This window comes from Bradyrhizobium diversitatis, assembly GCF_016031635.1.
Lineage (GTDB): Bacteria > Pseudomonadota > Alphaproteobacteria > Rhizobiales > Xanthobacteraceae > Bradyrhizobium > Bradyrhizobium diversitatis.
This window is the reverse complement of the sequence record NZ_JACEGD010000010.1, coordinates 126,526-139,303: the sequence shown is the minus strand read 5'-3', so window position 1 is coordinate 139,303 and position 12,778 is coordinate 126,526. Positions and strand designations below refer to the sequence as shown.

Genomic DNA, 12,778 nt, shown 5'->3' with positions numbered 1-12,778 from the left:
CTTGAGAAGTCCTCAGGCGTTGGAGCGGCGCACGGTGAGATCGGAACGGTCGAAGACGGCGGGCAAGAGGTCGACGCCGAGGCCGGGTCCTTCCATCGGATAGACGTAACCGTCCTTGATGACAGGCATCGTGGTGACGAGCTCATTGTACCACCCCTTGTAGAAGGCGCGCACCGATTCCTGGATCAGCGTGTTGGGCTGGCTGAACGACATGTGGATGGCGGCGATAAAGCCGATCGGGCCGATGCAATCGTGCGGTGCGAAGGGCCGGTGATAGGTCTCGGCCATCGCGGCGATCTTGCGGCCCTCGGTGAGGCCGCCGGTCCAGCACAGATCCGCCATCACCACGTGCATCGCGTCGCGGTCGAGCATATCCTTGTAGGGGAAGCGCGAGCCCAGCGTCTCGCTGGCGCAAACCCAGACGTCGGTCGAGCGCGCATACTCGGCCAGCGCCTGCGGCGAGTTCATGCGGATCGGGTCCTCGTACCAGGTCGGCTTGTAGGGCTCGAGCGCGCGCGCGATCTGCTTGGCCGTCGGCAGGTTCCACAGCGAGTGGAGCTCGACCATGATCTCCATCCTGTCGCCGACCGCCTTGCGGATCTTCTCGAACGGTTCGATGGCCTGCTTCATCTGCGCGGCGGTGATGTAGAGGCCCTTGTTCTCCTGCGCGGCCGGATCGAACGGCCAGATCTTCATGGCGGAAATGCCGCTTTCCAAAAGGCTCTCGGCGAGCGCGTCGGCGCGATGCATGAAACCGTCGAGATCCTCGTAAGGCCCCTTGGAGGCGCCGAGATTCCAGTTCGCGACCGGGCTGATATTGGTCGAGCGGACATATTGCGTGCCGGCGCAGGTGTTGTAGATGCGCTGCTTGTCGCGGCAGAGGCCGCCAAGCATCTGGTGCACCGGCTGGCCGCAGACCTTGCCGAACAGGTCCCACAGCGCGATGTCGATCGCCGAGGCGGCGCGATATTCGACGCCGGTCGAGGACTGCGCCATCGGCAGGTTCAGCATGTCGCGATGGATGGCTTCGATGTGCAGGGGATTGCGGCCGAGCAGGCGGCCGGCAAAGGTGTCGTGGATCTGCGCCTCGACCGCGCCCGCGCCGTAGAACGTTTCGCCGAGCCCGATCACACCCGTGTCGGTGTGAACGCGGACCCAGATGACGTTGGAAAATTCCTCCGTACGCAGCGTCTCGATCGACGTGATCTTCACGGCAATTGTCCTCCCATCACAGACGTCGCGCGTCCGTCGTCTCATTTCGCACTGCAACATGTTGCAGGTCGCGCGGGAGTCTTACGCCGGCTTGTAATATATCACAACATGTTTTAAGGCTCCAACAAACAGGGCGCCATCCAGCAACGAGAGCGCGGGCCGACGGGAGAGAACGACATGGCAAAGCGCAAGCGCGCGCTCGAGGTGGTGAGAAACGACGACGACGGCGAGGGCAAGCCCTCGCGGCGCAACCGGCTCAATTTCTTCGAGCTGGCCTACCAGAAGATCGAAGAGCTCCTGGTTCACTGCGAGCTCAAGCCCGGACAATTCATGACGATGCTGGAATTGCAGCACATCACCGGCTTCGGGCGCACACCGGTGCATCACGCCGTCAATCGTCTCTCGGCCGATACCCTGATCATCATCCGGCCCCGTCACGGTCTGCACATCGCTCCGATCGATCTGGCGCGCGAGCGCATGCTGCTCGGCCTGCGCCGCGACATGGAGCGCTTCGTGATCCGCCTCGCCGCCGATCGTGCCAGCCTCTCGCATCGCAATCAGGCGCTGCACATCGAGCGCCTGCTGCGCGAGCGCCGCGCCAGCCTGACGCTCGACGAATTCAACAGTATCGACCGTCGCATCGACGCGCTGGTGCTGGAGGCGGCCGGCGAGCCGTTCCTGGTGCATACGATGCGCCCATTGCACACGCTGTATCGGCGCATCGGCTACATCCACCACCGCTTCATGCCGGGGCAGGCGGATCTGTCAGGCACGATCGATCATCATCTCGCCATTCTCGCGGCCGTCGCCAACCGCCGCGTCGAGGATGCGGTGAGGGCGAGCGATGCCCTGATCGACTACATGGATTCGATGTTCACGGGCATGGAGGCTGGGATCGATCCGCGCCTGCTCGATTGCAGCATCGAGCCGCTGCTCGGCACGTAGAGAGTTTCGAAGAGAGGACCAAGAAATGTCAACGATGGCGATGCCACAACCGACCGCGAGCGAAGCCGCGGTCCGCTACCTCATCACGAACTACAGCCCCAAGGGCAACAAGGTCGGCTGGCTGATGATGGCCTCGATCCTGGTCGAGGCCTGGGACCTCTATTCGATCGCCTTCGTGCTGATCTTCATCAAGGAGCAGTACAATCCCGATCCGCTGATGCTGGGCCTTGCGGCGGCCGGCACGCAAGGCGGCGCCCTGATCGGCGCGCTGCTCGGGGGGTGGCTGTCCGACAAGATCGGGCGCCGCGTGATGTTCCTGGTGACGATGGTGATGTTCATCGTGCTGGCGCTGGCGCAGGCCTTCGTGCCTGACGTCGCCTGGCTCGTCGTGATCCGCTTCCTGCTCGGCATCCCGCTCGGCTCCGACATCTCGACCGGCTACACCTACATCATGGAATCCATGGCGAAGGGCGAGCGCGAGGTCATGGGCAACCGCTGGCAGTTCATGTTCGCCGTCGGTGAAGTGCTCACCATCGGCGTCATCGTGATCTTCCTCCTGACCGACATGAACCACGAGATGCTGTGGCGCGTGACGCTGGGCCTCGGCGCGGTGCCGGCGCTGATCATCCTGATCATGCGCCACGACGTGCCGGAGACGGCGGTGTGGCTGGTGCAGAAGGGGCGCTACCGCGAGGCCAAGCAGGTCGCGCGCGAGATGTTCAACGACAATCTCGACATGCTGCCGGACCGGGACGTCCAGGTGCCGAAGGTCTCGACCCGCGCGTTCCTCGCCGACCTCAAGAAGGACCCGATCCGCTGGCGCGCGACGATCTACGGCTGGATCGCCTGCTTCGCGCAAGGCAGCGAATTCTCGACCTTCGCGTTCTACTTGCCGGTGCTGTTCGTGATGGTCGGCGTGTCGAGTGTGCTCGGCAACAACCTGGTGACGATGGGACTGTTTTGCTTCGCCGCGTTGTCCGGCTGGGTCGGTCCGCTGCTGACGCCGAAGATCGGCCATCGCGGTATCGCCATCGCCGGTTTCGGCATCGTGCTGGCTTCACTTCTGGTCGCGGCCTTCGCGCTCTACACCGACAACAAGATACTGCTGCCGTTCGCGGCCGCCGCCATGCTGTGGGGCCATTATTGGGACGCGTCGAACTGCATGACGATCCCGACCATGGTCGCCAGGCCGAAATATCGCGGCACCGCCAGCGGCTTCGCCTACATGTTCGTCAAGCTGCCGTCGTTCCTGGCGATCTTCCTGTTCCCGTCGCTGTTCGCGGCGATCGGACAGGCCAACGCCACGCTGTTCGTCGCAATCTTCCCGCTGATCGGACTGCTCGCCGCGATCTTCATTCTGCCGGAAGTCTACGGCTACGAGAACGACTAGAGCATGATCCGGAAAAGTGCGTAGCGGTTTTCCGAAAAGATCATGCTCAAACTATGGAGTCTGCCTACGTGTAACCCGGTCGCGGCCTTGTGGCCGCGATCGGGCTCCGTCCGCTACGGGCTCAGGAAGACGGGATCGATCCCGGTGCCATGGCCGAGCAGGCCGATGGCCTGAAGCTGCGCCGTGTGCACGTCGACCTCCAGGATGGCGAACAAGGCCAGCAGCACCACGACGGAGAAGACGAGCAGGGGATGGGACGTCTCCGTGCGGCCTTGGCCGGGCGCGACGAAGCTCTGAATTCCGCGACGCAGCGAGAACCTCTGCGGCAGCGACTTTGATCGAATCTGCATGATCAACCTTCCTTGCCGCGAGTTGTCTGAAGCTCGCGACAAGTAAACTCTAGCCGTCGCCGCAATGTCGGCCTTGATGCACCGCAAACGGCTGTACTTATTTGGCCGGCCCGCCTTGCCGCTACCTGATGGCAGCCGCCAGTGCACCGATCAAGGCAGGCGGCGTCACCAGCAGACCGAGCTTGAGGAACGGCCAGGCGCCGACCTCGATCTTCTCTCGCCGGAGCGCGACCAGCCAGAGGATGGTGGCGAGCGATCCGGTCACCGACAGATTGGGGCCGAGATCGACGCCTATCAGGATGGCGCTGACGACCGGCGCGGGCAGATGATCGCTGGCGGCGACCGAGCCGGCGACGAGGCCGACCGGAAGATTGTTGGCGATGTTGTCGGCGAGCGCAGTGGCGATGCCGACGCTCCAGGCTGCCTGGGGCACCGATTGCGCGACCGCCTGGTGCAGCAGCGCGCTCAGCTGCGCGATCACGCCGGTCTTCACCAGCGCTTCCACCATGACAAAGAGCCCGCCGACCAGCGGCAGCACGCTCCAGGAGACACCGCGCAGCACGGGTAAGGGCGATTGCCGGTTGATCAGTAGCACGATCGCTGCCGTCGCGACGCCGCAGATGAAGGTCGGCAGGCCCAGTTGCCTGTCCAGCGCCGACGCGGTGACCAGCACGATGCCGATCGCGACGATGCCTATTGCCGTGAGCTTGCCGCCGCGTCCAAGCTTCGGATGCGGCACGCTGCGGGCGATCGTTTCCTCCTTGAGCGCACGATGCTGGCTCAGGCGCAGGACCACGTATGTGAGCAGGATCGAGGCCGCCGAGGGCAGGGCGAACAGGCGCAGCCATTCGGTGAGCTGCGGCATGCGCGCGCCGAACACGACGAGATTGGCCGGATTGGAGATCGGCAGCACGAAGCTTGCGGCATTGGCAATGAAGGCGCAGACGAACAGATAGGGCAGCGGCTTTGCGCCGGCCGCGCGCGTCGCGGCATAGACGGCCGGTGTCAGCACGATCGCGGTGGCATCGTTGGAGAGCAGCACGGTGACGAGGGTGCCGACGAGGTAGATCAGCAGGAACAGTCGCTGCGGAGAGCCACGTGCATACTCCACCGCAAGCGCGGCGAGATAGTCGAACAGGCCTTCGAGCCTCGCCAGCTCTGCGATCAGCATCATGCCGATCAGGAAGAGATAGACGTCGACGCCTTTCTCGATACCTGTCAACGCATCCGGCCACGGCAGCAAGCCAGACAGCAGCAGCGCGCCGGCGCCGATCACCGCCCAGATCGCCTCGGGCAGGCGAAAGGGCCGGACGATGACGCCTGCGGTCGCGACGACGATGATGCTCCAGGTCCAGATGACGTCAGACGGCACTGTTCAGTTCTCGAATGGGAATGGATTCATTCGGCTGCGATAGCCGATGCGGGCGCCGCTGTCTTCCCCCGCGGGCGCGGATCGCTGTCGTCGTTTTGCCGCGTCTCGGGCAAGGCGAAGAGGCAGATCACGGCACCGATCGCCGCTACGGCGCCGAGCGTGATGAATGCTGCGCTGTAACCGGCGCCGACCACGACCAGGCCCGCCAGTGTCGTCGACAGCGCCGCGCCGATGCTCTGGGCCGTGATGACGGCCCCCTGCGCGACGTTGAAGCGGCCGGTGTTGCGCATGAGGTCGGCGACGATGACGGGAAAGATTGCCCCGAAAATGCCGGCGCCGACGCCATCCAGCAGCTGCACGCCGACCAGCGAGAACGGATTGTCGGAGAGCGTATAGAGCGCACCGCGGATCGGCAGGATCAACAATGCGGCAAGGAAGAACCGCTTGTGCCCCCAGCGGTCCGCCCGTGCGCCGACCAGCATCGCGAACGGCACCATCACCACTTGCGCCGCAACGATGCACGCCGACATCAGGCTGGTGCCGATGTTCTTGTCCTGGAGCGCGAGCTTTTGTCCGACGAGCGGCAGCATCGCCGCGTTGGACAGGTGAAACAGAACGACGCAGACAGCGAATATGAGCAGCGGACGGCAGGTCAGGAGCACGCCAAGGCCCGAGGGGTGTTCGGGTGCGCCATTGATACGAGCGTGGTGCAGTCCGCGTGCGAGATCGTGGTCGATGGCCCGTTCGGGGATCGCCAGGATGCTGACGAGGCTCGCGATCGCCATGGCGCCGAGAAGGTAGAACACGACGGTCGGTCCGAACCAATAGGCGGAGAGGCCGGCGATGCCGGCCGCGACGGCGTTGCCGGCGTGGTTGAAAGTCTCGTTGCGGCCGATGCGCCGGGTAAATGCGGCATGCCCGAAGATGCCAAGCGAGACCGCGGCGATCGCCGGCGGGAAGACCACGGCAGCGGCTTGCGCGATGCCTTGCGAGATGATCACCGGCAGGAGGTTGGGGAACAACGGCAGCGAGAGCGAGGCGAGCGTCACCAGAATCGCAGCGGCCACCATCACCAGCCGCTTCGTCCGTGTGGCGTCAACCAGTGCACCGGCCGGCGTCTGCGCGACGATGCCGGCGATGGTTGCGATCGACATCACGAGGCCAATGCGAGCCTCGTTCCAATGCTGCTCGGTGAGAAGATAGACTGCGAGATATGGGCCGAGCCCGTCGCGGACGTCGGCGAGGAAGAAATTGGCCGCATCCAGCGCGCGGCCGGCGCGCCTCGCCTGATCGGGATTTTCGCTGGACATTGGTTCCTCGATCGTCGTTGTGTGGATCGCGGCCCGCCAAACATTCGGCTGTCGTCCCGGACAAGCGTAAGCGCAGATCCGCGACCCATAGCCACAGGATGAAGTTGGGCGAAGATTTTCGGCTACCAGCTCACGCTACACCGTCGGTCTCGGAGTATGGGTCCCGGATCGGCGCGCGCTTTTTGCGCGCTTGTCCGGGACGACAGCGCGTTCTTTGGTTCACGCTCACCGCACCACGGATAGCTTTTCCGTGATCGCCTTGCGCAATATGCGCGACAGCGACTCCACAGAGTAGGGCTTCTGGATCAGCTCGAAGCCGCGATGGGCGCTTTCGGCGAGCACGTTGCTGTAGCCGCTGGTGAGCACCACGGGCAGGCCCGGATAGCGCTCGCGGATGATGCCGGCTAGCTCGACGCCGTTCATTCCGGGCATGATGACGTCGGAGAACACGAGGTCGACGGCAAATTCGTTCTCGCCGAGGATCGCCAGTGCCGCGTTGGCGTTGGCGACGCGGCGGACGACATAGCCGAGATCCTCCAGGAGTTCGGTGGAGAAGCGGCCGACTTCGTCGTCGTCCTCGACCACGAGCACGCGATAGCCGCGTCCGGTCGCCGCGACTTCATGGGTCAGTGCCGCGGCTTCCTTGTCCGTCGCGGGACTTTGGGCCTGCGGCAGATAGATGGTGAAGGTTGCGCCTTTGCCTTGCGTGCTCGTCACCGCGATGTCGCCCTCGGACTGTTTTGCGAAGCCGAAGGCCTGGCTGAGGCCGAGGCCGGTGCCCTTGCCGACCTCCTTGGTGGTGAAGAACGGCTCGAAGATCGAATCGAGATGCTCCGGCGCGATGCCGCTTCCGGTGTCGGTGACGGAGATGGCGACGTAGTCGCCGCTGCGCGCCAATTGCGCGCGCAGCTGAGGGATACCCTGGACCTTGCGCACGGCGATGGTGAGGCGGCCTTCGCCATTCATGGCATCACGGGCATTGATGGCGAGGTTGATCAGCGCGGCCTCGAACTGGGCGATGTCGGCCACGGTGAAGCAATCGGGATCCTGAACCTCCACGGCGATCTCGATGCGGCTGCCGACCAGCGGCCGGACCAGCTGCGCCACACCTTCGACCTGGCTGCCGACGTTGAAGATCTGCGGCTTCAGCGGCTGCCGGCGCGCGAACGCCAGAAGCTGCGCCGTCAGCTTGGAGGCGCGCTCGACCGTCTCGGAGATGGCATCGACATAGCGGCGGCGGCGTTCCTCCGGCAGCTCGCGGCGGCGCAGGAAGTCGGTGGCCGAGCGGATGATGGTGAGGAGATTGTTGAAATCGTGCGCGACGCCGCCGGTGAGCTGGCCGATCGCCTCCATCTTCTGCGATTGCCGTAGCGCTTCCTCGCCGCGGCGGCGCTCGGTGACGTCGACCGCCTCGGGCACCGCGCCGGTGATGTTGCCGTGGCGGTCGAGCACGGGCCGCATGCCGAAATCGAAATCGCGCTCGCCGATGGGAAGGCGCAGGCGCATTTCCAGCCGTACGGCTTCGCCTTTGAGCACCTTGTCGAAGGCCTCTCGCACGGCGGCACTCATGCCGTCCGTGCCGGTGAACCAGGGCGTGTCCCAGAGCGGCTTTCCGATCACATCCGACGAGCGTGCCTTGATGCCGTCCAGCGCGGTCTTGTTGGCGTAAAGCAGCTCACCGCGGAGATTGACCAGGCCCTGATACTGGTTGCTGGTCTCCAGGATCGCGCGCAGCCGTGCCTCGTTGGATTCGAGCTCGGCGGTGCGCTCGGCAATGCGCTGTTCCAGCGTCTCGTTGAGCTGCCTGAGCTCGATCTCGGCCTGCTTGGCGACGGTGATGTCGTGGGCGACGCCGATGAAGCCGATATGCTTGCCTGTCGGGTCCCAGCGCGGCTGCGATTCCGATCTAAGCCACCGCCATTCGCCGCTTGCGTTCCTGTAACGCGCTTCCAGCACGAAGGGTTTGAGCGATGCTTCACCCTGGACGGATTGCTGGAGCACGTGCGGCAGGTCGTCGGGATGCAGCACCTTGCGCCAGTCGAAGTCGATGGCCTGATCGTAGGGCAGGCCGACGAAATCGACATAGGCCTGGTTGGCGAAGGACCGCTTGCGATCGAGCTTGGTGACCCAGATCGGCACCGGCGCGCTGTCGGCGATCAGCCTAAAGCGCTCCTCGCTCTCGCGCAGCGTCTCGCGCGCCAGCGCCTGGTCGGTGATGTCGATATGGGCGCCGACGAGGCGGATGGCGCGGCCGTCCTTGTCGCGCTCGATCTTGGCGACGACCCGGATCCAGCGGGTCTCGCCGTCGCTGGGACGGATGATGCGGTACTCAGCGCTGTAGTCTTCGCTCGTTCCGGCGAGTGCCTCGAAGAAATGCTTGACGGCCGCGTCGCGATCGTCGGGATGGATGCGGTTGACCCAATCCTCGTGCGACTCCTCGGCAGCTTCCGGCGGCAGGCCGTGGATCATCAGATATTCGGGCGAGCGAAGGTTCTTGAAGCCTTCACGGAAATCGACCTCGACGCCGCCGACCTTGCCGATACGCTGGATGCGTGCGAGCTCGGCCTCGCGCTCCTGCAGCGCGCGATAGGCGTAATCGCGCTCGCGCGCGACGTCTTCGAGGTGTTGGCGCAGCCTTTCGGCGGCGATGGTCTCGGGCAAGGGATCGTTCAAGGCATCGGCCGTTGTGATGCGGGTGCGCACGTGCCGGACCGATATTCACACAGACGGAACGTGATGACCATTGTTTAGAGGGTAAAGTATCGGAAAATAGGAGCGCGTGCCTGAATGCGAGGAACGACCCCGCGGCAACGTCTGGTCCGGCAATTTGTTCCGGAGACTGGAACGATCTGCCGATCGAGGCGTCTTCGCGGGGTGCCAACTCTCTCGTAAGAATCCCTTTCCAAAGAGGCTAAATCTTGAAGCTCTTCGTCTGTCAGGCCTGCGGCAACGTTCTCTATTTCGAGAATCGTGCCTGCGAACGCTGCGGCCATCGTGTCGCCTTCATGCCGGAGAAGGAGACAATGTCGGCGATCGAGCCCGACGGAGAAGCCTGGCGGACATTGGCCGACAATGGCGAAGGCCGGATGCTGTGCCGGAATGCCGAGTACGACGCCTGCAACTGGCTGACGGACACGGACGATACCACCGGCTATTGCCGCGCCTGCCGCCACAATGGGACGGTACCGAACCTCTCCGATCCGGCGCAGCTTGCTGGATGGCGTGAGCTGGAGGTGGCCAAGCACCGTCTACTCTATGCCCTGATCCGCTGGAGGCTGCCGCTCCAGACCCGGCAGGACAATCCCGAACATGGGCTGATCTTCAATTTCCTTGCCGACGATCCGAACAGCGGACAGAAGGTCATGACGGGCCACGACAGCGGCCTGATCACGATTGCGCTCAAGGAGGCGGACGACATCGAGCGCGAGCGGCGCAGGCTCGAAATGGGCGAGCCCTACCGGACGCCGCTCGGGCATTTCCGCCACGAGGTCGGACACTATTTCTGGAACGTGCTGGTGCGCGACGGCGGCAAGCTCGACCAATGCCGCGCCGTGTTCGGCGACGATGCGGCCGATTACGGTCAGGCCTTGCAGCGCCATTATGCCGAAGGCCCGCCGCCCGACTGGCAGCAGAGCTACGTCTCGGCCTACGCCACGATGCATCCCTGGGAAGACTTCGCCGAGACCTGGGCGCACTACCTCCACATCGTCGACACGCTGGAGATGGCCGCCGAGTTCGGCATGGAGGTGCGCCCCAGGGTCGATCGCGATGGGGAACTGACGGCGCGCATCCGCTTCAACCCTTACGAGGCAAGGGATATCGAGGCGCTGGTCAACGCATGGCTGCCCTTCACCTTCGCCATGAACAGCGTCAACCGCGCCATGGGTCTGCGCGACCTCTATCCCTTCATCCTGTCGCCCGCGGTGGTCGCCAAACTCGGCTTCATTCACGGCCTGGTCCGGGACGTGGCCAAGGCCGGGAAGCCCCGGGAAGCGGCACGGCGTCCCTAGGGCTCGCCGGGCCCATTTCGGTCTTGCGCTGGTACGCCAGAGGCCCCGGATTTAGACCGTTGCCTCCGGCCCATTTTGATGTACCACGGGAGCCACACGGCCCGTCCCCATAGGCCCCAACGGCCAGGAGACGGGTCCCGCCCAAGGTCGAGACTCAAGAAAAGCATGTTCAAACGGATTCTGATCGCCAATCGCGGCGAAATCGCCTGTCGGGTCATCAAGACCGCCCGCAAGATGGGAATTCAAACGGTTGCGGTCTATTCCGAGGCCGACCGCGATGCCCTCCATGTCGAGATGGCCGACGAGGCGGTGCTGATTGGTCCGCCGGCTGCGGCCGAGAGCTATCTGGTGATCGAGAAGATCGTGGAGGCCTGCCGCAGGACGGGCGCCGAGGCCGTGCATCCCGGCTACGGCTTCCTCTCCGAGCGCGAGGCGTTCCCGCGCGCGCTGGAGGCGGCCGGCATCGTCTTCATCGGCCCGAACCCGGGCGCGATCGCCGCGATGGGCGACAAGATCGAGTCCAAGAAGGCCGCCGCAAAAGCAAAAGTCTCGACCGTGCCGGGCTATCTCGGCGTCATCGAGGACGACAAGCACGCGGTCCGCATCGCCGACGAGATCGGCTACCCCGTCATGATCAAGGCCTCCGCCGGCGGTGGCGGCAAGGGCATGCGCATCGCCCATTCCAAGGCCGAGGTCGCCGAGGGCTTCAACCTCGCCAAGGCCGAGGCCAAGGCCTCGTTCGGCGACGACCGTGTCTTCGTCGAAAAGTTCATCGTCGATCCCCGCCACATCGAGATCCAGGTGCTCGGCGACAAGCACGGCAACGTGATCTATCTCGGCGAGCGCGAATGCTCGATCCAGCGTCGCAACCAGAAGGTCATCGAGGAGGCGCCGTCGCCGCTGCTGGATGAGGCCACCCGCCGCAAGATGGGCGAGCAGGCGGTCGCGCTGGCCAAGGCCGTGAACTACGACTCCGCCGGCACGGTCGAGTTCGTGGCAGGGCAGGACAAGAGCTTCTACTTCCTGGAGATGAACACGCGCCTCCAGGTCGAGCATCCCGTCACGGAACTGGTCACCGGCATCGACCTCGTCGAGCAGATGATCCGCGTCGCCGCCGGCGAGAAGCTCGCCATCGCGCAGAAGGACGTCACGCTGACCGGCTGGGCGGTGGAATCGCGCCTCTACGCCGAAGATCCGTTCCGCAACTTCCTGCCCTCGATCGGGCGGCTCGTGAAATATCGCCCGCCGGCGGAAGCCAGCAAGGACGGCATCACCATCCGCAACGACACCAGCGTGCAGGAGGGCGGCGAGATCTCGATCCACTACGATCCGATGATCGCCAAGCTCGTCACCCATGCGCCGTCGCGCGCGGCTGCGATCGAGGCGCAGGCGACCGCGCTGGATTCGTTCTACGTCGACGGCATCAGGCACAACATCCCGTTCCTGTCCGCGCTGATGCACCATCCGCGCTGGCGCGAGGGACGACTCTCGACCGGCTTCATCGCCGAGGAATTCCCCAAGGGCTTTGCTGTGCGCGTGCCCGAAGGCGAGGTCGCGCGTCGCATCGCCGCGGTCGGCGCCGCGATCGATCACGTGCTCGGTGAGCGCAAGCGGCAGATCTCGGGCCAGATGGGCGGCCGCATCGTGCAGCGCGAGCGACGCCGTTCGGTCTGGCTCGACCGCCAGGAGATCCTGCTCGAGGTCGGACGCGAGGGCGAGGCAATCGCGATCCGCTTCATCGATCCCGACGGCAAGGCCGGCAATGCGAATCTCTTGCAGTCGCCGTGGAAGCCCGGCGATCCGGTCTGGCAGGGCACCATCGACGGTCACCTCGTCGCGGTGCAGGCGCGTCCGATCGCCAACGGCATCCGCCTCGCGCATCAGGGCGTCGAGGTGCCGGTCTATGTCTGGACCGAGACAGAAGCGACCTCTGCCCGGCTGATGCCGGTGACGACGGCCTCCGACACCGGCAAGAAGCTGCTCTGTCCGATGCCCGGCCTCGTCGTCTCGATCGCGGTGACCGAGGGGCAGGAGGTCAAGGCCGGCGAGACGCTGGCGGTGGTCGAAGCCATGAAGATGCAAAATGTGCTGCGTGCCGAGCAGGACGGCACCGTGAAGAAGATCCACGCCAGCGCGGGCGCGACACTCGCGGTGGACGCGCTGATCCTGGAGTTTGCGTAAAGCGTCTT

General features: G+C 64.8%; 9 protein-coding genes. 4 read left to right on the top strand and 5 right to left on the bottom strand.

Going from position 1 to position 12,778, the window contains the following annotated elements:
* Positions 1-12 precede the first annotated feature (12 nt).
* Complete coding sequence (locus H1B27_RS11865; RefSeq protein ID WP_197966180.1) at positions 13-1,212, bottom strand: mandelate racemase/muconate lactonizing enzyme family protein; 1,200 nt, start codon at positions 1,210-1,212, stop codon at positions 13-15.
* 177 nt (positions 1,213-1,389) lie between these two features.
* Here H1B27_RS11865 and H1B27_RS11860 point away from each other — a divergent pair, with 177 nt between their 5' ends.
* Both H1B27_RS11860 and H1B27_RS11855 read left to right on the top strand, forming a co-directional pair.
* Positions 1,390-2,157: a GntR family transcriptional regulator gene (locus tag H1B27_RS11860; RefSeq protein WP_197966179.1), complete on the top strand. Its 768-nt coding sequence runs from the start codon at positions 1,390-1,392 to the stop codon at positions 2,155-2,157.
* A 25-nt stretch (positions 2,158-2,182) separates the two neighbouring features.
* Positions 2,183-3,547 carry an MFS transporter gene (locus tag H1B27_RS11855; protein ID WP_197966178.1) on the top strand — a complete coding sequence of 455 codons (1,365 nt, stop codon included), beginning with the start codon at positions 2,183-2,185 and terminating at the stop codon, positions 3,545-3,547.
* Positions 3,548-3,660: 113 nt separating this feature from the next.
* Here H1B27_RS11855 and H1B27_RS11850 read toward each other — a convergent pair whose 3' ends face one another.
* The 4 genes from H1B27_RS11850 to H1B27_RS11835 all read right to left on the bottom strand — a co-directional run bounded on the left by H1B27_RS11850 (position 3,661) and on the right by H1B27_RS11835 (position 9,282).
* Positions 3,661-3,897, bottom strand: coding sequence for a hypothetical protein (locus H1B27_RS11850; protein ID WP_061881312.1), 237 nt, complete (start codon positions 3,895-3,897; stop codon positions 3,661-3,663).
* A 121-nt stretch (positions 3,898-4,018) separates the two neighbouring features.
* A complete protein-coding gene (locus H1B27_RS11845; RefSeq protein WP_197966177.1) occupies positions 4,019-5,269 on the bottom strand; it encodes an arsenic transporter in 1,251 nt (416 codons plus the stop codon).
* Positions 5,270-5,295: 26 nt separating this feature from the next.
* Positions 5,296-6,579 carry an MFS transporter gene (locus H1B27_RS11840; RefSeq protein WP_197966176.1) on the bottom strand — a complete coding sequence of 428 codons (1,284 nt, stop codon included), beginning with the start codon at positions 6,577-6,579 and terminating at the stop codon, positions 5,296-5,298.
* 225 nt (positions 6,580-6,804) lie between these two features.
* Positions 6,805-9,282, bottom strand: coding sequence for a PAS domain-containing hybrid sensor histidine kinase/response regulator (locus H1B27_RS11835; RefSeq protein WP_197966175.1), 2,478 nt, complete (start codon positions 9,280-9,282; stop codon positions 6,805-6,807).
* Between the two features lie 215 nt (positions 9,283-9,497).
* On the opposite strand from H1B27_RS11835, the gene H1B27_RS11830 reads away from it, so the two are divergent.
* Together H1B27_RS11830 and H1B27_RS11825 are read left to right on the top strand one after the other, a co-directional pair.
* Positions 9,498-10,589, top strand: a complete 1,092-nt coding sequence (locus H1B27_RS11830) for a zinc-binding metallopeptidase family protein (protein WP_061881309.1) — start codon at positions 9,498-9,500, stop codon at positions 10,587-10,589.
* 165 nt (positions 10,590-10,754) lie between these two features.
* Positions 10,755-12,770 (top strand): acetyl-CoA carboxylase biotin carboxylase subunit, encoded by a 2,016-nt coding sequence (locus tag H1B27_RS11825; RefSeq protein ID WP_197966174.1) that lies wholly within the window; start codon positions 10,755-10,757, stop codon positions 12,768-12,770.
* Positions 12,771-12,778 lie beyond the last annotated feature (8 nt).